At 49.3% G+C, this 25,098-nt stretch carries 20 protein-coding genes and 1 pseudogene; 19 read left to right on the top strand and 2 right to left on the bottom strand.

Going from position 1 to position 25,098, the window contains the following annotated elements:
* The first annotated feature begins 122 nt into the window (after positions 1-122).
* Genes rpsF through rplI form a run of 3 tightly spaced genes read left to right on the top strand, consistent with a single transcriptional unit; the run spans position 123 to position 1,205 of the window.
* Entirely contained in the window at positions 123-467 is a 345-nt protein-coding gene (rpsF, locus tag M3087_RS03460) for a 30S ribosomal protein S6 (RefSeq protein ID WP_022385155.1), read from the top strand.
* Positions 468-470: 3 nt separating this feature from the next.
* Entirely contained in the window at positions 471-740 is a 270-nt protein-coding gene (rpsR, locus tag M3087_RS03455) for a 30S ribosomal protein S18 (RefSeq protein ID WP_022385154.1), read from the top strand.
* 15 nt (positions 741-755) lie between these two features.
* On the top strand, positions 756-1,205 hold the full coding sequence (gene rplI / locus M3087_RS03450) for a 50S ribosomal protein L9 (RefSeq protein WP_022385153.1): 450 nt from the start codon (positions 756-758) through the stop codon (positions 1,203-1,205).
* 212 nt (positions 1,206-1,417) lie between these two features.
* Here rplI and M3087_RS03445 read toward each other — a convergent pair whose 3' ends face one another.
* Both M3087_RS03445 and M3087_RS03440 read right to left on the bottom strand, forming a co-directional pair.
* A complete protein-coding gene (locus M3087_RS03445) occupies positions 1,418-2,062 on the bottom strand; it encodes a DUF3256 family protein (RefSeq protein ID WP_022385152.1) in 645 nt (214 codons plus the stop codon).
* 9 nt (positions 2,063-2,071) lie between these two features.
* Positions 2,072-2,989: a DMT family transporter gene (locus M3087_RS03440; RefSeq protein WP_249093856.1), complete on the bottom strand. Its 918-nt coding sequence runs from the start codon at positions 2,987-2,989 to the stop codon at positions 2,072-2,074.
* A gap of 179 nt (positions 2,990-3,168) precedes the next feature.
* Between M3087_RS03440 and M3087_RS03435 the strand changes: the two genes are divergently transcribed.
* The 16 genes and pseudogenes from M3087_RS03435 to M3087_RS03360 all read left to right on the top strand — a co-directional run bounded on the left by M3087_RS03435 (position 3,169) and on the right by M3087_RS03360 (position 25,013).
* Complete coding sequence (locus tag M3087_RS03435) at positions 3,169-4,458, top strand: NCS2 family permease (RefSeq protein ID WP_022385150.1); 1,290 nt, start codon at positions 3,169-3,171, stop codon at positions 4,456-4,458.
* Positions 4,459-4,510: 52 nt separating this feature from the next.
* Positions 4,511-5,212, top strand: coding sequence for a DUF5020 family protein (locus M3087_RS03430; protein WP_022385149.1), 702 nt, complete (start codon positions 4,511-4,513; stop codon positions 5,210-5,212).
* 264 nt (positions 5,213-5,476) lie between these two features.
* Positions 5,477-7,204, top strand: coding sequence for a pectinesterase family protein (locus M3087_RS03425; protein ID WP_249093761.1), 1,728 nt, complete (start codon positions 5,477-5,479; stop codon positions 7,202-7,204).
* A gap of 534 nt (positions 7,205-7,738) precedes the next feature.
* Positions 7,739-10,702: a glycoside hydrolase family 31 protein gene (locus M3087_RS03420; RefSeq protein WP_249093759.1), complete on the top strand. Its 2,964-nt coding sequence runs from the start codon at positions 7,739-7,741 to the stop codon at positions 10,700-10,702.
* 7 nt (positions 10,703-10,709) lie between these two features.
* Complete coding sequence (locus M3087_RS03415) at positions 10,710-13,157, top strand: glycoside hydrolase family 2 TIM barrel-domain containing protein (RefSeq protein WP_249093758.1); 2,448 nt, start codon at positions 10,710-10,712, stop codon at positions 13,155-13,157.
* A gap of 13 nt (positions 13,158-13,170) precedes the next feature.
* The gene (locus tag M3087_RS03410; protein ID WP_410796824.1) at positions 13,171-15,360 is read left to right on the top strand and encodes a glycoside hydrolase family 3 C-terminal domain-containing protein; all 2,190 of its coding nucleotides are present in this window, start codon (positions 13,171-13,173) and stop codon (positions 15,358-15,360) included.
* Positions 15,361-15,447: 87 nt separating this feature from the next.
* Positions 15,448-15,630, top strand: a pseudogene (locus tag M3087_RS03405) (TetR/AcrR family transcriptional regulator); the annotation flags it as partial.
* A 97-nt stretch (positions 15,631-15,727) separates the two neighbouring features.
* Complete coding sequence (locus tag M3087_RS03400; protein ID WP_249093754.1) at positions 15,728-15,940, top strand: hypothetical protein; 213 nt, start codon at positions 15,728-15,730, stop codon at positions 15,938-15,940.
* A 118-nt stretch (positions 15,941-16,058) separates the two neighbouring features.
* Positions 16,059-16,679 carry an ankyrin repeat domain-containing protein gene (locus tag M3087_RS03395; RefSeq protein WP_249093752.1) on the top strand — a complete coding sequence of 207 codons (621 nt, stop codon included), beginning with the start codon at positions 16,059-16,061 and terminating at the stop codon, positions 16,677-16,679.
* A 247-nt stretch (positions 16,680-16,926) separates the two neighbouring features.
* Positions 16,927-18,210 (top strand): site-specific integrase, encoded by a 1,284-nt coding sequence (locus tag M3087_RS03390; RefSeq protein WP_021992115.1) that lies wholly within the window; start codon positions 16,927-16,929, stop codon positions 18,208-18,210.
* A 66-nt stretch (positions 18,211-18,276) separates the two neighbouring features.
* Positions 18,277-19,569, top strand: coding sequence for a YhcG family protein (locus M3087_RS03385; protein WP_249093749.1), 1,293 nt, complete (start codon positions 18,277-18,279; stop codon positions 19,567-19,569).
* A gap of 10 nt (positions 19,570-19,579) precedes the next feature.
* Entirely contained in the window at positions 19,580-20,599 is a 1,020-nt protein-coding gene (locus M3087_RS03380) for a hypothetical protein (RefSeq protein ID WP_007842331.1), read from the top strand.
* Positions 20,600-20,822: 223 nt separating this feature from the next.
* Positions 20,823-21,131 (top strand): DUF3853 family protein, encoded by a 309-nt coding sequence (locus M3087_RS03375; protein WP_007842330.1) that lies wholly within the window; start codon positions 20,823-20,825, stop codon positions 21,129-21,131.
* A 14-nt stretch (positions 21,132-21,145) separates the two neighbouring features.
* Positions 21,146-22,222, top strand: coding sequence for an AAA family ATPase (locus tag M3087_RS03370; RefSeq protein WP_007852816.1), 1,077 nt, complete (start codon positions 21,146-21,148; stop codon positions 22,220-22,222).
* Positions 22,223-22,438: 216 nt separating this feature from the next.
* Entirely contained in the window at positions 22,439-23,398 is a 960-nt protein-coding gene (locus M3087_RS03365) for a toprim domain-containing protein (protein WP_007842328.1), read from the top strand.
* A gap of 211 nt (positions 23,399-23,609) precedes the next feature.
* Positions 23,610-25,013, top strand: a complete 1,404-nt coding sequence (locus tag M3087_RS03360; RefSeq protein ID WP_004308779.1) for a hypothetical protein — start codon at positions 23,610-23,612, stop codon at positions 25,011-25,013.
* Positions 25,014-25,098 lie beyond the last annotated feature (85 nt).

Raw genomic sequence — 25,098 nt, 5'->3', positions numbered from 1 at the left:
AAGGGAGGTAAGTGGCTTATTTTCGTAAGAAAACACTTTCAAAGATTTGCAGGTTCATGAAAAATATCTACCTTTGCGCTCGATTTTCAAAAACATAATATTAATCTATTAATTTGACACGTATGAATCAATACGAAACCGTTTTCATTTTGACTCCCGTTTTGTCTGATGTTCAGATGAAGGAAACGGTAGACAAGTTCAAAGGTATTCTTACTGCCGAAGGTGCTGAAATTGTCAATGAGGAGAACTGGGGATTGAAGAAGTTGGCTTATCCCATCGAGAAGAAATCCACCGGTTTTTATCAACTGATTGAGTTTAAAGCAGACCCGACTGTAATTGAAAAGCTTGAAGTAAACTACCGTCGTGACGAACGCGTAATCCGCTACTTGACTACCAAGTTGGATAAATACGCTATCGAATATGCTGCAAAAAGAAGAAGTGTAAAATCAACTAAAAAGGAGGATTAATCCATGGCACAACAACAATCCGAAATCAGATATTTGACTCCGCCTTCAGTGGATGTAAAGAAGAAGAAATACTGCCGTTTCAAAAAGGCTGGTATCAAGTATATCGACTACAAAGATCCTGAATTCTTGAAGAAATTCTTGAATGAGCAAGGTAAGATTCTGCCTCGCCGCATTACCGGTACTTCATTGAAATATCAGAGAAGAGTTGCTCAAGCAGTGAAAAGAGCCCGTCACTTGGCATTGCTTCCATTCGTAACTGACATGATGAAATAATAAGGAGGAATTTGTATGGAAATCATTTTGAAAGAAGACATTGCAAACTTGGGTTACAAGAATGACATTGTAACAGTGAAATCAGGTTACGGTCGTAACTATCTTATTCCTACCGGTAAAGCCGTTATCGCATCTCCGGCTGCAAAGAAAATGCTGGCTGAAGAGTTGAAACAACGTGCTCACAAACTTGAGAAAATCAAGAAGGATGCTGAAGCTTTGGCTGCTCAGTTGGAAGGCGTATCGTTGAAGATCGCTACCAAGGTCAGCTCTACTGGAACCATCTTCGGTTCTGTGGGAAGCATTCAGATTGCTGAAGAGCTGGAGAAGCTGGGTCACAAGATTGACAGAAAGATTATCTTCGTGAAGGATGCCGTGAAAGAAGTTGGTTCTTACAAGGCTACCGTAAGACTTCACAAAGAGGTTTCTGTTGAAATCCCCTTCGAAGTAGTTGCTGAAGAAGCATAAACGTAGAATTATAAGTTTTCTATGATAGTGCAAGGGCATTCCTCCCGTCGTGGAGTGAATGCCCTTGTTGCATATATGACAGGTGACAAAGAAGAAACCGGCAACAGTCAGGCTTGTTGTCCTCGACTGTGCCGGTCGTTCATACCCTTTATTAATCAATCAAATTATTTGAAATGGCGGCAACGACTCGTCGCGAGTGCTTGCCGTATGTCTTAGTCTTTTCTTACGAACTTTCCGTCTTTCCATTCATAGACCACGGACTTGCGTATATACGGGATAATCTGCTGACGGTCATCCGCGTTCATATAGTCCGGGGTGGTATAGGTGAAGGATAGTGTGTTCTCCTTGGGTGAGAGCGAAGCTTTCAGGAAGGTGATGTCTGCCTTGCGCCGCAACTCGTTCAGGCTGTCAGCCTTTTCAGCAGAAGGCTGGAGGAAGAAGTCGTCAGGTCCGGGTCGTTGGGGGAGGAAATCGCTCACCGGTAGCTCTTTCCAGTCCGTTGAATAGAAACGGAGGCTGCTGTCCTCCACCGGTCCTTTGACCGTCTTCACCCAGCAGACGACCGACACGGAATCGTTGAGCGGGAGACGGCGCATTTCCCATACACTGCTTTCGGTCACCTGTGCCAGCAGGTAGTCATCGGTGAGTGTCTTGACTTCCGACGTACGGTTGAAGCGGTTGGTGACCCGTGCCTTCATGTTGCTGGCAATGAAGTCCACACAGTCAGCCCGGTTGACGGGAGTCAGGATGGGCGACAGCGTGTCGGGCATGTGGACAAATATTTCTTTTAGGGTCTGTGCCTGCATGCCGCCGATGCACAGCAGGCAACCAAGGACCGACAGGAATCTCTTTTTCATTTACTCTTGTTATTTGGAACCCAAATATAGGAAAATCATACCGATTAGCACCAATGCCAAATCGACAACCTTGCTTTTTAAATTCTTTTCACGGAAGAAGAGCGCACCGCACAGGAAGGAGACCACCACACTGCCGCGCCGCACCATCGACACGATGGAAATCATGGCACCTTCCAGACTCAGGGAGTAGAAGTAGACGAAGTCGGCTGCCGACAGGAAGATGGAGATGAGGATGATGCACCAGTCCCAGTGGAACGGGGTGGTCGTCTTCCGTTTGGGAAGCCACAGCAGGGCAATCACGGCTCCCATCATGAAGAGCTGGTAGATGTTGTACCACGACTGCACCACCATGCGGTCCAGTCCCAGTCCGCCGTCGCTGACGGGTGCCATCAGGTATTTGTCATAGAGTCCGCTGATGGCGCCGGTGACGGCTGCCAGTACGACGTAGAAGATGTAGCGGTTATGCTTGAAGTCGATGCCTTCCTTTTTCCCCGAACGGCTCAGCATGAAGAAGGAGATGACTGCCATCAGCACACCTGCCCACTGGTAGAGGTTCAGCCTTTCGCCAAACACGAGCAGGGCACCCACCAGTACCATGACCGGACGGGTCGCATTGATCGGTCCCACGATGGTGAGCGGCAGGTGCTTCATGCCGAAATAGCCGAACGTCCATGAGGAGAGCACGATGACCGACTTGAGCAACACATACTTGTGTACCTCCCAACCGGCAGCCGGTACATGGAAGATGGTGCCGTCGAGACTGTCGCTCCAAGCTGAAATCAGGATGAAGGGAAGGAAAATCAGGCTGGAGAACAAGGTGTTCAGGAACAGGACCGGGAGGACGGCGTTGTCGCGTAACGATTCTTTCTTGAATGCGTCATAGAAGCCCAGCAGTGCAGCCGAGAGGAATGCCAGAAGTAACCACATCATGGATGTAACGATTTATGTATTCTTTCTTTCGGGGTGCAAAGATACGGCTTAATTGCGCTCGGTGGATATTCCCGGATAAAAAGTAGGGTGGGGAAGAGGGTTAAAAAAGAAAAACGCCTACCTTTGCACTCGTCTTTTTAGGAACTGATGTCCATCTACATTTTTTAATACGTAATATGAAACTACTGACTACGCTCTTCGGTTTCGACCCGAAGAAACATTCCGTGAAGACAGAGCTCTTCGCGGGCATTACCACTTTCCTGACCATGGCCTATATCCTGGCGGTCAATCCGGAAATCCTCAGCGCCACCGGAATGGATAAAGAAGCTGTGTTTACATCAACTGCCCTGGCAGCTATCCTGGCTACCGTCATCATGGCACTGTGGGCGAAACTTCCGTTTGCGCAGGCATCGGGCATGGGGCTGAACGCCTTCTTTGCCTACACCATCTGCCTCAACATGGGCTATTCCTGGCAGTTTGCCCTGACGGCGGTCTTCCTGGAGGGCATCATTTTCATCCTGCTGACGGTCAGCAACCTCCGTACCCTGATTGTTGACCTCATCCCCGAATCGCTGAAATATGCCACGACCGTGGGCATCGGGCTCTTCATCGCGTTCATCGGACTTCAGAATTCCGGCATTGTGGTGGGCAATCCCGCAACCATGCTTTCCCTCGGTCACATCACGTCCGGTGCTCCCTTGCTGGCAATCATCGGTATGGTCATCACACTGATGTTCATGGTGCACAAGGTGCGTGGCGGACTCCTGTGGGGCATCCTCCTCACGACCCTTATCGGTATCCCCATGGGTCTGACCACCTTTCACGGACTGTTCAACCTGCCGCCTTCCATTGCTCCCGTTTTCTTCAAGCTCGACTTTACCCACCTGTGGAGTGTCGATATGCTGATTGCCGTCTGCACCCTGCTGTTCATGGACCTCTTTGACACCATCGGCACGTTCATCGGTGTTGCCACCAAGGCAGGCATGATGGAGAATGGCAAGCTTCCCCGTGCCAAACAGGCATTCATGTCCGATGCCATCGGTACGACGGCAGCCGGTCTGTTGGGAACGAGTACCATCGTCACCTTCCTGGAGAGTGCTGCCGGTGTGAACGAAGGCGGACGTACGGGACTGACTTCCTTCACGACGGCTGTCTGCATGGCGTTGGCACTGTTCCTTTCGCCCCTGTTCCTGTCCATTCCGGCTGCTGCCACTTCCGCCGTCCTCATCATCGTCGGCATGATGATGGTCGCCCCGGTGGCAAAGATTCCTCTTGACGATTACACCGAAGCTCTGCCTGCCTTCCTTTGCATGATTCTCATGCCCCTGGCATACAGCATTGCCGATGGCATCATCATCGGTTTCATCAGTTACGTGGTCATCAACCTGCTCTGCGGACAGCACAAGAAAATCACCATCCCCATGTATGTGATGGCCATCCTGTTCTGCTTCAAGTTCCTGCTGTAGGCGGAAGAAGATACTGACAAACTCAAGCATTCATAACCTAACAAATTCAAACATGAAAAGAATCCTATTGCTTTGTTTCATTGCGTGTGCGGCTTTCCAGTTGAAAGCGCAGAATGTACAGTTGCATTACGACTTCGGTCGTACCCTTTACCAGGAGTTGGAAGATGCCGACCGTCCGCCTGTTACCGCTACAGTGGAGTTCTTCAAACCCGACAAGTGGGGAAACACCTACTTCTTCGTTGACTTCGACTGGACCAAGAAAGGACTGGCTTCCGCCTATACGGAGATTTCCCGCGAACTGAAGTTCTGGGACGCTCCCATTTCAGCCCATGTCGAGTATAACGGCGGACTGAGCAACACCGTGTCGTTTGACAATGCCTACCTGGTGGGACCCTCTTACTCCTGGAATAGTGCCGACTTCACCAAGGGCTTTACGCTGATGGCGATGTACAAGTATATCCAGAAGCATGAAGACCCGAACAACTTCCAGATTACCGGAACCTGGTATGTACACTGCTGCGACGGCAAGTTCACCTGCAGCGGTTTTGCCGACTTCTGGCGTGAGAAGAATCCTCACGGTTACTTCATCTTCCTGTCAGAACCCCAGTTCTGGGTCAACCTGAACAAGTTCAAGGCTTTTGACGATAAATTCAACCTCAGCATCGGTACTGAAATCGAGCTGAGCCAGAACTTCAGCTTCCGCGACGGTTTCTACACCATCCCGACACTGGCTCTGAAGTGGAGCTTTGATTGACGGCTGAGGTCGCAAGGCTGAATTATCTGCAGAGGCACAAAGAGACAGGGCGATTTTATTCCCCTGTGTCTTTGTGCCTCTGTGTTTTTATGCCCTGTCAGGAGGTATGGCGGATGTCTGTGCGGCTGAAAGTATGTATTTTTTGTCATCTGACGCTCTTTTACAGCCCGTCATGTCTCCATCCTCTGACAAAATCACTACATTTGTTAGCCGTAACGAGAAACGGATAAGCGAAACAGAATTACTTAACCCTGAAAAGACGATATGAAAATCAAATTGATGTGTGCGCTTTGTGCGCTTTTGCTTTTGTCGTCGTTCCGGTCCGATGAACGCGACACCATTACAGTTTTCATGATTGGAGATTCTACCATGGCAAACAAACCCCTGGGAGGTGACAACCCCGAACGTGGCTGGGGGCAGATGCTTGCCGGTTACTTCACCGAGGATGTCCGGGTGGACAATCATGCCCTCAACGGACGCAGTTCGAAAAGCTTCATCGACGAAGGTCACTGGGAGGAAGTGCGTCGGCTGATTCGTCCGGGCGACTACGTGTTCATCCAGTTCGGGCATAACGACGAAAAGCCGAAGCCTGACCGCCATACCGACCCCGGCACGACATTCGACGCCAACCTGCGTCGATTTGTCGAGGAGACACGTGCCAAGGGAGGCAAGCCGGTGTTGCTCAACTCCATCGTCCGCCGGAACTTCTTTGACAACAAGCAGGCTGTGACAGATGACGACCTGCGCCGTGAGAAGGTGGAAGGAACGAAACTCGAAGGCGACACGCTGATTGATACCCACGGGGCTTACCTCGACTCTCCGCGCAACGTGGCTGCTGCCATGGATGTCCCCTTCATCGACATGAACCGGCTGACACATGACCTCGTGCAGGGATTGGGACGCGAAGCCTCGAAGTCACTCTTCTGCTGGATTCCCGAAGGCACCTGTGTGGCCTGTCCGAAGGGCCGTCAGGACAACACCCACCTCAATGTCTACGGTGCACGCCGGGTGGCAGGTCTGGCAGCAACTGCCATCGAGCAGGTGATTCCCGAGCTGGGCAAGTATGTGCGTCACTATGACTTCGTCGTGGCAAAAGACGGAAGCGGTGACTTCTTCACCGTGCAGGAGGCCATCAATGCCGTGCCCGACTTCCGCAAGAACGTCCGCACGACCATCCTGGTCCGTCCGGGTGAATACAAGGAGCGCGTCATCGTGCCGGAGTGCAAAATCAACATCTCCCTCATCGGTCAGGAAGGAGCCATCATCACCAACGACGGCTATGCCAGCAAGAAGAACCGTTTCGGTGAAGAGATGTCGACGTCCGGCTCTTCGACCTGCTACATCTATGCTCCCGACTTCTATGCAGAGAACATCACCTTTGCCAACACGGCAGGACGCGTCGGTCAGGCAGTTGCCTGCTTCGTGAGTGCGGACCGTGCCTACTTCAAGGGCTGCCGTTTCCTGGGCAATCAGGATACTCTCTATACCTATGGCAAGGGTTGCCGCCAGTATTACGAAGACTGTTACGTGGAAGGAACGGTGGACTTCATCTTCGGATGGTCGACGGCAGTGTTCAACCGCTGCACCATCCACAGCCTGGGGAAAGGCTACCTCACCGCTCCGTCGACCGACAAGGAGCAGAAGTACGGTTATGTGTTCTATGACTGCAAGATGACTGCCGAGCCGGGTGTGGAGGGAGTAGCCCTGTCCCGTCCGTGGCGTCCGTATGCCAAGGCAGTGTTTGTCCGTTGTGACCTGGGCGGACACATTGCGCCTGCCGGATGGAATAACTGGGGCAAGAAGAGCAACGAGGAAACCGTGACTTACGCCGAGTATCAGAGCACCGGAGCCGGTGCCCATCCGTCTGAGCGCGCCTCGTTCGGTCATCAGCTGAAGGACCTCACCGGCTACAGCATCGAGGAGGTACTGGGAGGCACCGACGGCTGGAACCCCGTGAAGAACGGGAATGCACTGGTGAGCGTGAAACGCTGATGCGCTCCGGTGCATGGCATCAGGAATTGGAAAGAAGGGTGTGTCGTTATGAGCGATGCACCCTTTGTGCGTAAAAAGGCGGTGTACATTTCTGACGTCCCCGTCAGACATTCGCGTTTGACCGGGCAAACACAAGCCTTTGACCGGGTAAACACAAGCGTTTGACTAGCCAAACTCATTAGTTTGATAGGGGTAAGTATCATACTCAGCTTGGAAAGGTATTATACTTAGCCTGGAAAGGTATTATACTTAGACCCCCTAAGTATAATACTTAGGCTGCCTAAGTATTATACTTTGGTCTATCAAACTACTATGTTTGTCAGGTCAAAGGCTTGTGTTTACCCGGTCAAACGCTTGTGTTTGGCAAATCAAACACTTGTGTTCCATCCGTCGGACAATTGTGTTTGCCGGGGGAAAGTCATGTATGAAATTGAGCGAAAGATAATTCATAAATGAAGAATAAAGTGTAAGTTTGTCAATGTATAGGCCTTTTTTCTAAATACGGAATGAAAACAACAGTTTAAAAGAACATATATGAGCTATAAGCATTTATTATTGACCGTCGGCTTACTCCTGGGAGTCTGTTCCATGACCCGTGCCGACGATTATGTCAAACAGGGCAACACGGTGACAGTGACCGTCAGTTCCCCGCAGGACAAAGGTGCCCGAAAGGTACGGCTTCAGGTGATTGGCGACAAGATTGTCCGGGTGGAAGCTACCCCGGAAGCATACTTCCCGGTGAAGCAGAGCCTGATGGTCGTCAGTCAACCGGACTTCAATGATTTTCAGGTCACCGAGACCGAGGATGCCGTGCAAGTGAAGACACATGCTGTCTGTGCTACCGTCAGTAAGACCGACGGACGGGTGGTGTTCCGTGACGGGAAAGGACATCTGCTGCTGGCAGAGACAGTCCGGGGAGGAAAAGTCTTCACGCCCTTCCGGGTACCGGAGCGGGAAATCGGAGTCGGCACGTTGACCGAACAGCAACGCAACGCCTGGTCGTGGCAGATGAAGTTTGACAGTCCCGTCGATGAGGCTTTCTACGGACTGGGACAACACCAGTCGGGAGAGCTGAACATGAAGGGAAAGAATGAAGACCTGTTCCAATATAACACGAAGGTGAGTGTACCGTTTGTGGTGAGCAACCGGGGCTACGGACTGCTCTGGGACAGCTATTCCTACTGTCGCTTCGGCAATCCGGAAGACTACCTGCAGCTGAACCGCGCCTTTACCTTATATGATAAGAACGGGCAGGAGGGAGCGTTGACAGGAACCTACACGGATAAGGCGGGACGGACGTTGGAACGTCGGGAAGACAGCCTCTATTTCGAATATGCTTGTCCGGAGACGTCGGAGCTGTGCCGGAAGTACGACCGTGGCGGTCTTGCCAACCTGCCGCAAGGTTTCCAGCTGGACGGGGCGAAGGTCGTCTATGAAGGCTCGTTGCTGGCGGAGGGAGACGGTCGGTCTGTAACCTGTCACTTTATCCTTTATTATGCCGGTTACATAAAGGTATTCGTCGATGGCAAGGAAGTGGTCCCGGAACGTTGGCGCACGGCGTGGAATCCCAATGCGTGGAAGTTCGCCTGCCGCCTGCGTACGGGAGTGAGAATCCCCGTCCGGATTGAATGGAAACCCGACGGCGGCGTCAGCTACTGCGGACTGCGTGTCGCACAGCCGCGTAGTGAGGAAGAACAAGGCAAGCTGAGTGTATGGAGTGAGATGAGCCGCGACATGGACTACTACTTTATAGCCGGTGATGACCTCGACGAGGTGATAGCAGGCTACCGTACCCTGACGGGAAAGGCACAGGTGATGCCCCGCTGGGTCATGGGGTTCTGGCAGAGCCGGGAACGTTACAAGACAAGCGACGAGATTCTCCGTACCCTGGCAGAGTTCCGCCGCCGTCACATCCCGGTAGACAACATCGTGCAGGACTGGAACTACTGGCCCGAAGATGCATGGGGAAGCCACGAGTTCGAGTCCGTCCGTTACCCCGACCCACAGGCAATGCTCGACAGCGTGCATGCCCTGCACGGGCGCTTCATGATTTCCGTCTGGCCCAAGTTCTATTGTTCCACAAAGAATTACCAGGAGCTTGACGCTCACGGATGGATGTACCGTCAAGCCGTGACAGATTCCATCAAGGACTGGGTCGGACCGGGCTATGTAGGCTCGTTCTATGATGCCTATGCCGAAGGAGCGCGGAAGATGTTCTGGCGGCAGATGGATGAGAACCTCTATTCCAAGTTCCAGCAAGGCATCGATGCCTGGTGGATGGATGCCTCGGAACCCAATGTCAGGGACTGCACGCCTATGTGGTATCGCAAGGCGTTGTGCGGACCGACGGCATTAGGTTCTTCCACCGAATACTTCAATGCATACAGCATCGTCAATGCCGATGCCATATACAACGGACAGCGTTCCGTGAATCCGGACCGACGGGTGTTCCTGCTCACACGCAGTGGCTTTGCCGGGGAACAGCGGTACAGCACAGCCACCTGGAGCGGTGACATCGCGACCCGTTGGGAAGACATGCGTGCCCAGATGACTGCCGGCATGAACTTCTCGCTCGCCGGTATCCCGTTCTGGGGAATGGACCAGGGCGGCTTCTGTGTGGAGAAACGTTACGTGGCTGCTCAAAAACTGTTTGACTCGACCGGGCAGGAGAACGAGGACCTGAAGGAGTGGCGTGAGCTGCAGACCCGCTGGCATCAGTTCGGTTGCTTTGTCCCCTTGTTCCGTACACACGGACAGTGGCCCACGCGTGAAGTGTGGAACATTGCTCCCGAGGACCATCCCGCTTATCAGAGCATAGTCTGGTATGACCGTCTGCGCTATCGGCTGATGCCTTACCTCTACAGCCTGGCAGGAGCCGTCCACTTCAGGGACTATACGATGATGCGTGCCCTGGTGATGGATTTCAATGGCGATGCAAACGTCTATGACATCAAGGACCAGTGGATGTTCGGTCCGTCGTTGATGGCTTGTCCCGTCGGGTATTATCAGGCACGTTCCCGCAGCGTCTATCTGCCGGAGCAGTGTGGCTGGTATGATTTCTATACCGGACGTTACCATGCAGGCGGGCAGACCATCACGGCTGAGGCACCTTATGAGCGCATCCCGGTCTATGTCCCTGCCGGGAGCATCCTTCCTTTCGGTCCGGAGATGGAGTGGAGCGATGAGAAGCCTGCCGAGTTGATAAACCTGTATGTGTACACCGGACGTGACGCTTCGTTTACGCTTTATGAGGACGAGAATACGAACTATGGTTACGAGCGCGGACATTATGCGACCATCCGCTTCAGCTACAACGAGGCAACGGGAGAACTGACCATTGCCGACCGGAAGGGCCGTTTCGACGGCATGTTGCAACGGCGCCGCTTCAATGTGGTCGTGGTGAGTCCGGCAAAGGCACAGCCACTGGACCTCGATGCTCCCCAAGGCACGATGGTGGACTATGACGGAAAGGCCGTAACGGTGAAAATTGTAAAGTGAACCGATGATGAACACATGGAATCTTGGATTACGGAAGGCCCTGCTGCTGATAGCCGCCTTCTGTTCGGTGGCGTGTCAGGCACGCGATGTCAGGCTCTTTGACGAAGGCTGGCTGTTCCTGTTGGGCGACGAGCCGGAGATGGCTCAACCCGGTTATGACGACAGCCGGTGGCGTCAGTTGTCGCTGCCGCATGACTGGGCGATAGAAGGTGACTTCTCGGCAACGAACCCTTCAGGAGCGGGAGGTGGTGCCTTGCCCGGTGGCGTCGGGTGGTATCGCAAACATTTCAGGTTGCCTGCAACGGAAGGAGAGCGCCGTTACTATCTCGCGTTCGACGGGGTATACATGAACTCCACCGTGTATGTCAACGGACATGAGGTCGGTTCCCGTCCCTACGGTTACAGTTCGTTTGAGTATGACCTGACGCCCTACGTCCGTCCGGACAGTGACAATGTGGTGGCGGTCAGGGTGGATAACAGCGACCAGCCCAATTCCCGTTGGTACAGTGGCTGTGGCATCTACCGCCATGTCTGGCTGACGGCAACGAATCCCTTGCACATTGCCCGCTGGGGTGTCCATGTGGTGACAGACGTCGGAGGTACCGTCGATGTGGAGCTTGCCGTTTCCGGCGATGCGGACGGTCAGCACCGGCCGGTGTTCCGTCATACCCTTCTTGCCCCTGACGGACGTACGGTCGCCGTGACGTCGGCAAAGTCGTTGCGGCAAACGCTGCGTGTAAGTCATCCGTTACGGTGGTCGGTCGACAGTCCGCATCTCTATACCCTGAAGTCAGAGGTGCTGGTCGATGGAGAAGTTGTCGATGCCGTGACCACGCGGACCGGGTTCCGTGAGTTCCGCTTTGATGCTGCGACCGGTTTCTGGCTCAACGGACGCAATCTGAAAATCAATGGCGTGTGCCTGCATCATGACCTGGGCTGTCTGGGAGCGGCGGTGAATAAAGACGCGATGCGCCGTCAGCTGGTGAAGTTGAAAGCGATGGGGTGCAATGCCATCCGGTGCAGTCACAATCCTCCTGCGCCCGAACTGCTGGACCTGTGCGATGAGATGGGGTTCATCGTGATGGACGAGAGCTTTGACATGTGGCGTCGTCGGAAGACCCGGAATGACTACGCCCGTTTCTTTGACGAGTGGCACGAACGGGACCTGTCGGACCTGCTCCTGCGGGACCGTAACCACCCCTCTGTCCTGATGTGGTCCATCGGAAACGAGGTACTGGAGCAGTGGAGCGGTGTCGGTGCCGATGAGCTGACGCTCGAACAGGCGAACCTCCTTCTGAACGCCGGACACGATGACTCCACGCTGGCACACGGCGAGGAACTGACTCCCAACTCACTGCTGACCCTGCACCTGGCAGGGATTGTGCGGAAGTATGACCGTACACGTCCCGTCACGGCAGGATGCAATGAACCGTCTCCCGACAATCACCTCTTCAAGAGCGGTGCGCTCGACCTCATTGGTTTCAATTACCATCGTGAGTGGATCAAAGATGTTCCGCGCAATTTCCCTGGCAAACCGTTCCTGCTCACCGAGAGTGTCTCGGCCCTGCAGACACGCGGCTATTTCCGGATGCCGTCGGACAGCCTGTTCATCGCTCCGGAACGTTGGGACAAGCCTTATACGGACCCGTCGATGATGTGCTCGTCCTATGACAACCAGCACGTCCCGTGGGGCTCGACCCACGAAGAGACCTGGGACATTGTCAAGCATACGCCCTATTGTGCCGGGCAATTCATCTGGACGGGCTTTGACTACCTTGGCGAGCCGACTCCTTACGGCTTTCCTGCCCGTAGCAGTTACTTTGGCATCATCGACCTGGCGGGCTTCCCCAAAGACATCTATTATATGTATCAGAGCGAATGGACCGACCGTCCCGTGCTGCACCTGTTCCCTCACTGGAACTGGACGGAAGGACAGACGGTGGACCTCTGGTGCTATTACAATGACGCCGATGAAGTGGAGCTGTTTGTCAATGGCAAGAGCCGGGGCGTACGCTCCAAAAAGGACAGCCACCAGTACCACGTAGCCTGGCGGGTCGCCTACGAGCCCGGTGAAGTGAAAGTGGTGGCGCGTAAAGGCGGACAGGAAGTGCGTTCCTCGTCCATCCGTACCGCAGGAGCACCTGCCCGCATCCGGCTTGAAGTGGACTATGAAGGCGAGACGACCGCCTTTGTCAATGCGTATGTCACGGACGAAGCCGGCAACCTCTGCCCCTGGGCGGAAGATGACTTGCGGTTCAGCGTATCCGGAGGGACTGTCATCGGTGTGGACAATGGCTCTCCGACCAGTATGGAACGTTTCAAGGCTGACCACCGCAAAGCCTTCTTCGGCAAGGCACTGGTGGTTATCCGGAAAGATAAGGATGCCGGACCAATCCGGCTGGAGGCTGTAAGTCCGATGCTTGCAGCCGGACGACTTGTAATCACGAACAATTAGCTATATGAGTACTATGAAACGATTGAAGATGATGGCAATGGCCCTGATGATGGGAGCCTCTGCCCTGGCGCAGGTCCCTGCGTATCTGGATGACTCACAACCGCTCGAAGTGAGGGTGCAGGATGCGCTGAGCCGCATGACGACACACGAGAAAATACAGCTTCTGCATGCACAGAGCAAATTCACTTCGGCAGGAGTTCCCCGTTTGGGTATCCGTCAGCTGAACATGGACGACGGACCTCACGGGGTACGTGAAGAGTTGGAATGGAACACGTGGAAGCCGGCGCGGTGGACCAATGACTCGGTGGTAGCGTTCCCGTCGCTGACGTGCCTCGCTGCCACATGGAATCCGGAGCTGTCGGCAGTCTATGGCAATGCGGTGAGCGAGGAGTTTGCCTTCCGGGGCAAGGACGTGATGTTGGGCCCCGGCGTGAACATGGCACGTACACCGCTCAACGGACGCAACTTTGAATACATGGGGGAGGACCCGTACCTGGCGGGACACATGATTGTGCCTTACATCCGGAGTGCGCAGGCAAACGGGGTCGCATGCTGCCTCAAGCATTTCGCGTTGAATAATCAGGAGATTGACCGCTTTGCCGTCAATGTCAATGTGGACGAGCGTACGCTGCATGAAATCTACCTGCCGGCATTCAAGGCTGCGGTGCAGGAAGGCGGCGTGTGGACGGTGATGCCGTCGTATCCCCTTTGGAACGGGATACATTGCTGTCAGAACGACTCGTTGCTGAACGGCATCCTGAAACGTGACTGGGGCTTTGACGGAGCAACCATCAGCGATTGGGGCGGCACGACGGACACCTGGCAGGCGGCTACCGGCGGACTGGACATCGAGATGGGAACCTTTACTGACGGGAAGGTGAAGGAGGCAGAGTTCGGTTACGACGACTATTACCTGGCGGACAAGTTCGAGAAGCTGATTGATGAAGGCAAGATACCGATGTCGGTGCTTGACGACAAGGCTACGCGAGTCCTGCGTACGATTTTCCGTACGTCGATGAATCGGCAGAAGGTCATTGGTTCATTGTGTTCCGAGGCGCACTATGATGCCTGTCTGCGGATTGGTGAGGAAGGTATCGTGTTGCTGAAAAATGCGGAGGACATGCTGCCCTTGGATTTCAATCGGTATGAGCGTATCCTGGTGGTGGGCGAGAATGCCGTGCGTTCCCTGACGAAGGGAGGCGGTTCTTCGGAACTGAAGACCCTGCACGACTGGTCTCCGCTGGAGAGTCTGCAAAAACGGTTTGGAGCAAAGATTGATTATGCCCAAGGCTACAGTTCGGGTAGAACCATGTATGACAAGGTAGACCCGGTGGACCCGGCGTTGAGCCGTCAGCTGAAGGCAGAGGCGCTGGAGAAGGCCCGTCAGGCAGACCTCATCCTCTTCATTGGCGGCATGAACAAGAACTGCCGGCAGGATTGTGAAAACTCCGACCGGGAGAACTACCACCTGTCTTTCGGACAAGATGAGCTGATTCAGGAACTGGCAGCCATCCAGAAGAACATCATTGTATGTACCTTTGGCGGCAATGCGTTTGCCACTCCTTGGATTGACGAGGTGAAAGGATTTGTCCATGCCTGGTACCTGGGTTCCATGGCAGGAGAAGCCCTGGTACGTGTGCTCGATGGTACGGTGAACCCCAGCGGCAAACTGCCCGTCACTTTTGCCAGACGTCTCGAAGACTATCCCTTTATGGAATATGGAGCGGAAGCCTATCCGGGCGTAAATAAGCAGGTCTACTACAAGGAAGGCATCTTCATGGGTTACCGTCACTTTGACACCCACAAGGTGAAACCGCAGTTCCCTTTCGGCTACGGATTGAGTTATACGACGTTTGAGTATGGCAAGCCACGCCTTTCCTCCAAGACCCTTTCGGATGGCAAGATTGTCCTGTCCGTGGACATTACCAATACAGGCAACCGTGCCGGGAAAGAGACGGTGCAGTTGTACATCGGACAGCGTAAACCCTCGGAAGTACGTCCTGCCAAAGAGCTGAAAGCCTTTGAGAAGGTCGAGTTGCAGCCCGGTGAGACGCGGACCGTCGAGTTCTCCATTGACCGGTCGATGCTGTCCTTCTTCTCGGCAAAGAGCCATGACTGGGTGGTAGAGCCCGGACGTTTCGATGTCTATGTCTGTGCCTCTTCTGCCGATGTACGCGGACAGGCGGACTTCCGGGTAGAGTGAGGTAACTTCCAAATCGCATCAGACTTCGGGTGTTCTGCGCTTGCAACCAGGCAGGACATCGAGTAGTCTGGTGCGATTTTGGGTTAAAGAGTCATTCGGAAAGCGAAAGACAGCGGAGAATTCAGGAGTGGCACGGACGTGAAGAAAGCGGAGGTCCTGTTCCGGCAGATGTTTTTCGGGCTGTCTTCCGAGCAAGCGTTCTTGAACGGTCTGAATGTGGATGAGCTGGGAAAAAACTTCCATTACATCTATTCGTTACTGAAGGTCTGATTTCATTTTATATTTTTAACCGCAATACTTCTGAACGGTCGTTCAGAAGTGAATGCTTTTATCTTATCTTTGTGCGCATGGAGCAAAACTCTGCGACATGGATAAGGCTCAGAAACAACAGGGTCGCATCGTTCTTTTCAAGGAAGAAAAGGATGGTGTAGCTTACGTCCGGATAGACTATTCGGACCATCCTTCTATTGTATTATTACTCTCCCAAGACGGTCAGGTAAAAATGGTGTACGTGCGGCATCCCAAACCCACAAGGGAATACACGCTGCCGGAAGGCTATCTTTCGTTGGATGATTCATAGGGTGCAGCTATTAGAGATTAGGAAACACACCTGCCGAATGTCGGTTATCGAAATATCCTACACCTAAAGGTGCATTTATTAATACATTAGCATTAATGTTCGACTTAAAAAAGTAAATATGAAGATAATAAATTGGACATTACTTTTTCTTGCAGCGTTTTTTTGTTGCTTTGATAGCGTGAAAGCAAATCCATTGCGGCAAGATACGATACGGGATGTAACCTATCAACTTTATCCGTTGGGGGTTGCCTGCCGTGACAATGATATGGCAACCATAAAACGGTTGCTGGCAGGAAAAGATGAACCTATGGCAATGGGTAACGATTTTTATGAGTTTGACATATTCTATACGGCGATTTACTTTGATAAAGAGGATGTACTGAAATATGCCCTTACCAGGTATAAGGACATTAATAACAGATTATATAGTGACGAATACGGGCTGACGCTCCTGACATACGCTTGTAAATTGTCTAACGTAAAGTTAGCCCGCATATTGCTGGAGCATGGCATTGATGTAAACGGTTACCAAAGTCCATACGATATATATAAAGTATATCCGATTATGGAAGCTATTGCCAATAATAACATTGAACTGGTGAAGTTGCTTTTAGAATATCATGCAGACCTTGATGTAAAAGATAGTAACGGCAACACCCCTCTTGCTTTAGCAAGGGAAATAGGTGCAAAAGAAGTAGAAGATTTGCTTTTGCAATGGATGAAATCCTCAGGAGAATAAACTGAGCCCTCGCTTGGGAGGCTTATTGTCTGTTACAAAAAAAAACCTGAGTTTGAAAAACTCAGGCTCTTATCAGCGGAGAGACAGGCTCTCGAACCTATACATTCAAGAAATATCATAAAATTGCAAATTACTGATAATCACACACAATTTGGAATACATAGTAAATCTAAATCTTTCTGAATATCTTTTGCTATTCCAAATATTGGGTGTATATTTGGGTGTAGAATTTCAAACGCACCCAATTATGAATATCAAACGAAACATCATTTTTGCATTGGAAAGCCGGAAAAAGAACGGTGTGCCAATTGTGGAGAATGTCCCCATCCGTATGCGCGTCATATACGCAAGCCAGCGCATTGAGTTTACAACGGGTTACCGCATCGATGTAGCCAAATGGGATTCCGACAAGCAGCGAGTAAAGAACGGGTGTACCAACAAATTAAAGCAAAGTGCATCTGAAATCAATGCCGATCTGCTGAAATACTATGCCGAAATTCAAAATGTGTTCAAGGAGTTTGAGGTACAGGAAACCATGCCAACTACCCAACAACTAAAGGATGCATTCAACCTGCGGATGAAGAATGCCAACGAAGAACAGCAGGAAGAAGCACAGATAAGTTTTTGGGAGGTGTTCGATGAATTTGTAAAAGAATGCGGCAATCAGAATAACTGGACTGAATCCACATACGAAAAGTTTGCAGCCGTTAAAAATCACCTCAAGGAGTTCAAGGAAGATGTGACCTTTGAATATTTCGATGAGTTCGGATTGAACGAGTATATCAATTTCCTGCGTGACAAAAAAGACATGAGAAACAGTACCATCGGTAAACAAATGGGATTCCTCAAATGGTTCCTGCGATGGAGCTTCAAGAAAGACTATCACCAGAATATAGCATACGATACGTTCAAACCGAAATTGAAAACCACCCCCAAGAAGGTAATCTTCCTGACATGGGAAGAGTTGAACAGACTAAAAGACTATCAGATACCCAAAGACAAACAGTATCTGGAACGTGTCCGGGATGTTTTCCTGTTCTGTTGCTTTACCAGTCTGCGTTATTCAGATGTTCGTAACCTAAAGAGAAGTGATGTCAAGTCCGACCATATAGAAGTCACCACCGTTAAAACGGCAGATAGTCTGAGTATTGAACTGAACAAGTACAGTAAAGCCATACTTGAAAAATACAAGGACATCCATTTTGAAAACCACATGGCATTGCCTGTTATCAGCAATCAGAAAATGAATGATTATCTGAAAGAACTGGGAGAACTGGCAGAAATTAACGAACCTATACGTGAAACCTACTACAAAGGAAATGAACGTATAGATGAAGTTACACCGAAATACGCATTACTCAGCACACATGCAGGAAGAAGGACATTCATCTGTAATGCACTGGCTCTCGGTATTCCTGCACAGGTTGTAATGAAATGGACAGGGCACAGTGATTATAAAGCCATGAAGCCTTACATTGACATAGCAGACGATATTAAGGCCAATGCAATGAACAAGTTTAACCAACTCTAAAAGTATCAGTCAGTTTCACAGATTATCCATTATTAGAGTTATCTTTGTTAAGTAATAGTTAGTGATATGGAAAATAACAACGAACATAATATAAAGAAAGGTCATTTTGATGCCTTTGTCCATGCTGTCGGTTCGGAAATAGAACAGGCACAAGTCCGACTCATTACCGCAGCCAATGCCCAGATGTTGTTCCATTACTGGAAAATGGGGAATTATATACTGTACCACCAACACCTACATGGGTGGGGTGGTAAAATTATCAAAAAATTGGCACAGGCAATCAGATTCAATTATCCTGAAAAGAAGGGATATTCGGAACGTAATCTTACTTATATGTGCCAGTTTGCCCGTTTATATCCGTTAAATGTACTTCGTAGTTTTATTGAAGCAGATTCAATACTGTCGGTCCCAAATATTCAAAACATTACTAATGAAGTCCTTAAGCTCAATAGCGGACAATTTACGCAGGAGCTTCCTGCGCAAATACAATCAGCTGATAATCAATCTTTAGAAATTACGCAGGAGGTTCCTGCGCAATTTCAGAATGTAGCAAAAACAGTAGCAACCATCTATAAAATAAAAATAGAGGATATAGAAGATTTATTCTTGGCGTCACCGATTGCAAGAATAAATTGGGCAAGCCATATGGTCATACTCAATAATCCGCTACCATTGGGCGTAAGGTATTGGTATATGAAACAATCTGTAGAAATGGGTTGGAGCAGTAATGTGCTGAAAATGCAGATTGAAAGTAATCTGTATGACAGACAAATCAAGAGTAACAAGGTAAACAACTTCACTGCCACACTTCCGGCACCTCAAAGCGATCTTGCCAATTATCTGTTAAAAGACCCGTATATCTTTGACTTGGCAGGAGCAAAGGAAAAGGCTGACGAAAGGGATATAGAAGAACAGTTGGTAAAGCATGTAACCCGTTACTTGCTGGAAATGGGTAACGGCTTTGCTTTTGTTGCCAGACAAAAACATTTCCAGATTGGGGACAGTGACTTTTTCGCCGACCTGATCCTATATAATATCAAGCTCCATGCCTATGTTGTCGTGGAATTGAAAGCAACGCCATTCAAACCGGAATATGCAGGGCAGTTAAATTTCTATATCAATGTTGTAGATGATAAACTGAGGGGAGAAAATGATAACAAGACCATCGGTCTTTTGCTGTGCAGGGGTAAGGATGAGGTCGTGGCACAATATGCCTTGGCTGGATATGACCAGCCGATAGGTATCAGCGACTATCAATTGAGCAAGGCAGTACCCGAAAATCTGAAATCTGCCCTACCGAGTATAGAAGAAGTGGAAGAAGAACTGACCTTATTCCTTGACAAGGACAAGAACCCATAATATAAAGTATATGGCAGGAAAGATACAGACGATGATTCCCCAATATGGAGAACTCAACAGAATATACAGAGACTATATAGATAATTACGCTTTTTCTTTTGACAGGCAGAAATTCATATCGGATTTCTATCAGGAGTATAATGACATGAAATCCTTTGAAGCCGCTATCCTTGAACTGGTGCTTGACAAGCAAAAAGAGCAATACACCTTGATACTCAACAGCCTGAAAACTGAAATAGAAAAGAGCATACAGGCTTATGAGATACGCCCGTTAAGTGACAGAGCCATAGAACGTGCTTGCTATCAGCACATGGAAAGGTATTCTCAGGAAATTGAAGCCCAGCTGGATGTTACAAGAAGTCTGAGCAAGCCGCTGAATGAAGCCAACAACAGGTATGATTCCATTGGTTACAGGGAGCATACAGCCGAAGAGGAAAAACAGGCAGAGAAAGAATATGAACGCTGCAAGGCTGAATATGACAGGGAAAAAGCCAAACTGAACAAACTCTATGATCAGCAAAAGGCTGCAAGAACAGAGGCATTCCAATACATGAAGAACTGTTGTGCGGACATATACCGTCAAAGCTGCCTTTTTCTGGATATATTGAAGAAATACATTCCTGACGGAAAGCAAGAGAATAAATCAAGCGAGCCAATCAGTCAGCAGGAAACGACAGAAGAACAACAGGAATATTTCAGCATGAAATTACTTTCGCTCATTCATGAGGTGTGCATAGGAGAACAGTTCGAAGAAATTTCCGCACTGGATTTCTATGCCAATATGAATCTTCACCCCTGCAACTGTAAGCTGAAAATAAAACCGAGAGAGAAAATACGTGTATGCTATCTGATATTCCTGATGAGCGAGAAACTCTCCAAACAGGACAGGGACAAATGGAAAGACAGAATACTGAAACTGCTGGATATTGACGACAGCTACTACAAATCCAAGTACAAGGAGCCTGTTTCAGATTTCCCCAGTGACAGCAACCAAAATTTCGCCAAGGAAATGGAACATATATTCAGATAATCCGTAATATATCCTGATACTTTACGAAAGTTCCACTTTTACCACTCAAAATAATTTTTGAGTGGTATTTTTATTTTCTGATATTCAATAAGATACAATGATATTCAGTTTGTACCGTCCCCATCCTTACCACTCATAACCCTACCTAATTTTGCATCGTTCGAGAACAGAAATAACAGCCAGTGCGCAGGGCTGATTGTTTAACGACTAAATAGATTGGACGATGACAAATATCCAAGAATTATTATCAAAACCCGTCTGGCAGATGACAGGCGAAGAATTCATATTCCTGAGTAAGCACGCTTCAGGTCAGGCCGAAGCATTGCCGCAACCCGTTACAGACACGGAAAAGAAGTATGTGTACGGAATACTCGGTATAGCCAAACTGTTCGGGTGCAGTCTGCCCACTGCCAACCGCATAAAGAAAAGCGGTAAGATAGACAAGGCGATTACCCAGATAGGGCGCAAGATTATCGTAGATGCGGAATTGGCTCTTGAGCTTGCCGGGAAGAAAACAGGAGGACGGAAATAATGGGAGGTATGCTTATGGACTATATGAAAGAAATAAAGGAGATTTCGGCAGAACAGGCAATAATCCTTTGGCAAGCTTCACGCCTGAGTCTGTCGAAAATCTACGAAAAAGCACCTGAGATTCTAAAAGTGCAAGGTTCGGTCATTGGTACACTGGGCAATTTCAGTGCATCCATCGGCAAAGCCAAGAGTAAAAAGACTTTCAATGTATCGGCTATCGTAGCCGCCGCATTGAAAAACGGTACGGTACTGCGGTATGTTGCGGAACTACCGGAAGAAAAAAGGAAGATTCTTTATGTGGACACGGAACAAAGCCATTATCACTGTCTGAAAGTCATGAAACGTATTTTACGGCTTGCTGGTCTTCCTGATGACAGGGACAATGAACATCTGGAGTTTCTCGCTTTGAGGAAATACACGCCCGAACAGCGTATCAGGATTGTCGAACAGGCTATCTATAATACACCGGACATAGGGCTTGTAATCATAGACGGCATCCGTGATATGGTATATGACATCAACAGTCCGGGAGAATCGACACGCATTATATCCAAACTGATGCAGTGGACGGATGACAGGCAGATACACATCCATACGATACTCCACCAGAACAAAGGCGATGAAAACGCAAGAGGGCATATCGGTACGGAGCTGAACAACAAGGCGGAAACCGTTCTGCTGGTGGAAAAGGACAAGAGCAACGGGGATATAAGCAATGTTTCAGCCATGCACATCCGTGCAATGGATTTCGAGCCTTTCGCTTTCCGTATCAACGACAATGCATTGCCTGAACTCATAGAGGGGTACAGACCCGAAGCGAAGAAACCCGGAAGACCGGAAGAGGAAAAGTTTGACCCTTACAGACATATTAGCGAACAGCAGCACCGCATAGCACTGGAAGCGGCTTTCGGACTGAAAGAGGAATACGGCTACAAGGATCTGGAAACCTCCTTAATCAAGTCATATATGTCGGTAGGTGTAAAACTGAACCATCAAAAAGCGGTATCACTTATCACCATGCTCCGGAACAAACGGATGATAGTACAGGAGAACGGCAGGAAATACACGTTCAAGCCGGACTTTCACTATTAGACCGTATAACCTGTAATCACTTCACTTTATTCGGCAGGTCTATATATTAAGAATAAAGCGAAGCGGTTGTAGGGAATAGAAAAGCGCTTCACTTTATTACCGTATCCTATATATACGAAGATAAAGTGAAGTGATTATACAGACCGTACTTCATAAAAAAGTACGGGCGAAAAGAGAAATAAATATTCCAACCATTATTCAAACACTCATCTTATTATGGATATACAGACAGCAAAACAAATCAGGATAGCGGATTTTCTGTACAGTTTGGGATATTCTCCCGTCAAGCAGCAAGGTATTAACCTATGGTACAAATCCCCGTTACGGGAAGAGACAGAACCCTCGTTCAAAGTAAATACCGAGCGCAACCAATGGTATGATTTCGCAATCGGCAAAGGTGGAAATATCATCGCACTGGCACAGGAACTCTACTGTTCCGACTATGTGCCTTATCTTCTACAGAAAATCGAAGAACAGATACCACACATACGTCCCGTGTCTTTCTCTTTTGGCAAGCAATCATTTTCCGAACCGAGTTTTCAGCAATTGGACATTGTGCTGCTGGCTTCTCCTGCCCTGCTTGCCTACCTACAGGAAAGAGGGATAAACACGGCACTGGCGAAAAGAGAATGTAAGGAAGCCCGTTTCACCCACAACGGCAAACGGTATTTCGCCATTGCCTTTCCGAACATATCAGGCGGATATGAAATTCGCAACCGATATTTCAAGGGATGTATCGCACCAAAAGAAATATCCCATATCAGACAGTCAGGAAAACCAAGGAGTACATGTTACGTTTTTGAGGGATTTATGGATTACCTTTCCTTTCTTACTTTAAGGCTGGAAAGCTGTCCGCAATCACCCGACTTCGACAGACAGGATTACATAGTTCTTAATTCCGTAGCCAATGTTCCCAAGGCACTCTATCCGTTGGGAAGCTATGAGCGCATCCACTGTTTCTTTGACAATGACCGTGCAGGAATGGAAGCAATACAGCAAATCCGAAAGGAGTATGATGCTACCCGGTATATACGTGACGCCTCGCAAATCTACAGTGGATGTAAAGATCTGAACGAATATTTACAGAAACGAATAGCCGATAGGAAAGAGCAAGCGCAATCTGTCGAAAAGAGGAATGATACGCTATCCAAGAAACCGAAAGGCTTCCGGTTATAGCCCACTATAACTACACGCTTCGCTTTCGTAGTTGTGGGCTCTCCCGAGGGGATTAGGGCTTTGCCCTAATGACCCACTCAGGGCGTTTCACCCCTGAGAACCCCGAGCAAAGAGTGACCCTCTCTTTGCAATCTCCGCTTATGGGTTACCCCTAAGAACCCCTCTGCGAAAGCGAGCAAAGTAAATCAATTGTAAACAAAGGAAAGAAGCTATGGCAACAAAATCAAGCATACATATCAAGCCTTGCAACATCGCATCGAGCGAGGCACACAACCGAAGGACTGCCGAGTATATGCGTAATATCGGGGAGTCCAGAATCTATGTCGTTCCCGAACTTTCCACCGATAACGAACAGTGGATAAATCCCGACTTCGGCACTCCCGAACTGCGAACTCATTATGACAATATCAAGCAAATGGTCAAGGAAAAGACCGGACGTGCCATGCAGGAAAAGGAAAGGGAACGCAAGGGAAAGAATGGAAAGATTATCAAGGTGGCGGGATGCTCACCCATCCGTGAAGGAGTATTGCTTATCAGACCGGACACCACACTGGCTGATGTACGCAAATTCGGTGAAGAGTGCCAAAGACGCTGGGGCATCACTCCGCTACAGATTTTCCTGCATAAAGACGAAGGGCATTGGCTGAACGGTCAGCCGGAAGCAGAAGACAAGGAGAGCTTCCAAGTCGGTAACAGATGGTTCAAACCAAATTATCATGCTCATGTCGTATTCGACTGGATGAACCATGAAACTGGAAAGAGCCGAAAGCTCAATGACGAGGATATGGCAACCATGCAGACCCTTGCTTCCGATATTCTCCTGATGGAACGTGGACAGGCAAAAGCTGTCACAGGTAAAGAGCATCTGGAACGAAATGATTTCATCATTGAGAAGCAGAAAGCCGAACTGCAACGTATAGAGGAAACCAAGCGACACAAGGAACAACAAGTAAGCCTTGCCGAACAGGAACTCAAACAGGTAAAAGCAGAGATACGCACGGACAAACTAAAGAAAACAGCCACCAATGCTGCTACCGCCATAGCAAGCGGTGTAGGTTCTCTTTTCGGAAGCGGTAAGCTGAAAGAACTGGAACATCACATCGAGCAGCTACATCAGGAAATTACCAAACGGGACAAAGCTACTGATGAATTAAAAATTCAGATACAACAAATACAGGAACAGCATAGCAGACAAATTCGTAATCTTCAAAGAATACATAATCAAGAACTTGAAGCCAAAGACAAGGAAATATCACGATTGAGCACCTTGCTTGAAAAAGCCCACAAATGGTTTCCCATGTTCAAAGAGATGTTGAGAATGGAAAAATTATGCGCTGTTATCGGGTTTACCAAAGACATGATAGAAAACCTCTTGACAAAGAAAGAATCCATACAATGTAGTGGCAAAATTTATTCCGAAGAACACAGGTGGAAATTTGACATCAAGAATGATATTTTTAGGGTTGAGAAACATCCGATGGATAGTGGTAAGCTTATGCTGACCATAAACCGACAACCCATAGTACAATGGTTTAAGGAACAATGGGAAAAGTTACAGCAGAATCTACGTAACTCGGTGCAGAGAGAGCAAAAATCCAGAGGATTTAGAATATAGAATAGCCTATTATTAATAAAATCAAGTATCTATGCATCCAAACAGATTGTTTTTATTACAGAATCAAAATCCTAAGAATTTATAA

Origin of the sequence: Mediterranea sp. ET5 (genome assembly GCF_023337025.1) — a bacterium.
Classification (GTDB): Bacteria; Bacteroidota; Bacteroidia; order Bacteroidales; family Bacteroidaceae; genus Phocaeicola_A.
The sequence above is the reverse complement of the archived record's forward strand: the minus strand, read 5'-3'. Positions and strand labels throughout refer to the sequence as shown.

Bases quoted from the DNA above. Each gene is read 5' to 3' on its own strand.
- rpsF (WP_022385155.1), top strand. From the start codon at position 123: ATGAATCAATACGAAACCGTTTTCATTTTGACTCCCGTTTTGTCTGAT.
- rpsR (WP_022385154.1), top strand. From the start codon at position 471: ATGGCACAACAACAATCCGAAATCAGATATTTGACTCCGCCTTCAGTG.
- rplI (WP_022385153.1), top strand. From the start codon at position 756: ATGGAAATCATTTTGAAAGAAGACATTGCAAACTTGGGTTACAAGAAT.
- M3087_RS03445 (WP_022385152.1), bottom strand. From the start codon at position 2,062: ATGAAAAAGAGATTCCTGTCGGTCCTTGGTTGCCTGCTGTGCATCGGC.
- M3087_RS03440 (WP_249093856.1), bottom strand. From the start codon at position 2,989: ATGTGGTTACTTCTGGCATTCCTCTCGGCTGCACTGCTGGGCTTCTAT.
- M3087_RS03435 (WP_022385150.1), top strand. From the start codon at position 3,169: ATGAAACTACTGACTACGCTCTTCGGTTTCGACCCGAAGAAACATTCC.
- M3087_RS03430 (WP_022385149.1), top strand. From the start codon at position 4,511: ATGAAAAGAATCCTATTGCTTTGTTTCATTGCGTGTGCGGCTTTCCAG.
- M3087_RS03425 (WP_249093761.1), top strand. From the start codon at position 5,477: ATGAAAATCAAATTGATGTGTGCGCTTTGTGCGCTTTTGCTTTTGTCG.
- M3087_RS03420 (WP_249093759.1), top strand. From the start codon at position 7,739: ATGAGCTATAAGCATTTATTATTGACCGTCGGCTTACTCCTGGGAGTC.
- M3087_RS03415 (WP_249093758.1), top strand. From the start codon at position 10,710: ATGAACACATGGAATCTTGGATTACGGAAGGCCCTGCTGCTGATAGCC.
- M3087_RS03410 (WP_410796824.1), top strand. From the start codon at position 13,171: ATGAAACGATTGAAGATGATGGCAATGGCCCTGATGATGGGAGCCTCT.
- M3087_RS03400 (WP_249093754.1), top strand. From the start codon at position 15,728: ATGGATAAGGCTCAGAAACAACAGGGTCGCATCGTTCTTTTCAAGGAA.
- M3087_RS03395 (WP_249093752.1), top strand. From the start codon at position 16,059: ATGAAGATAATAAATTGGACATTACTTTTTCTTGCAGCGTTTTTTTGT.
- M3087_RS03390 (WP_021992115.1), top strand. From the start codon at position 16,927: ATGAATATCAAACGAAACATCATTTTTGCATTGGAAAGCCGGAAAAAG.
- M3087_RS03385 (WP_249093749.1), top strand. From the start codon at position 18,277: ATGGAAAATAACAACGAACATAATATAAAGAAAGGTCATTTTGATGCC.
- M3087_RS03380 (WP_007842331.1), top strand. From the start codon at position 19,580: ATGGCAGGAAAGATACAGACGATGATTCCCCAATATGGAGAACTCAAC.
- M3087_RS03375 (WP_007842330.1), top strand. From the start codon at position 20,823: ATGACAAATATCCAAGAATTATTATCAAAACCCGTCTGGCAGATGACA.
- M3087_RS03370 (WP_007852816.1), top strand. From the start codon at position 21,146: ATGGACTATATGAAAGAAATAAAGGAGATTTCGGCAGAACAGGCAATA.
- M3087_RS03365 (WP_007842328.1), top strand. From the start codon at position 22,439: ATGGATATACAGACAGCAAAACAAATCAGGATAGCGGATTTTCTGTAC.
- M3087_RS03360 (WP_004308779.1), top strand. From the start codon at position 23,610: ATGGCAACAAAATCAAGCATACATATCAAGCCTTGCAACATCGCATCG.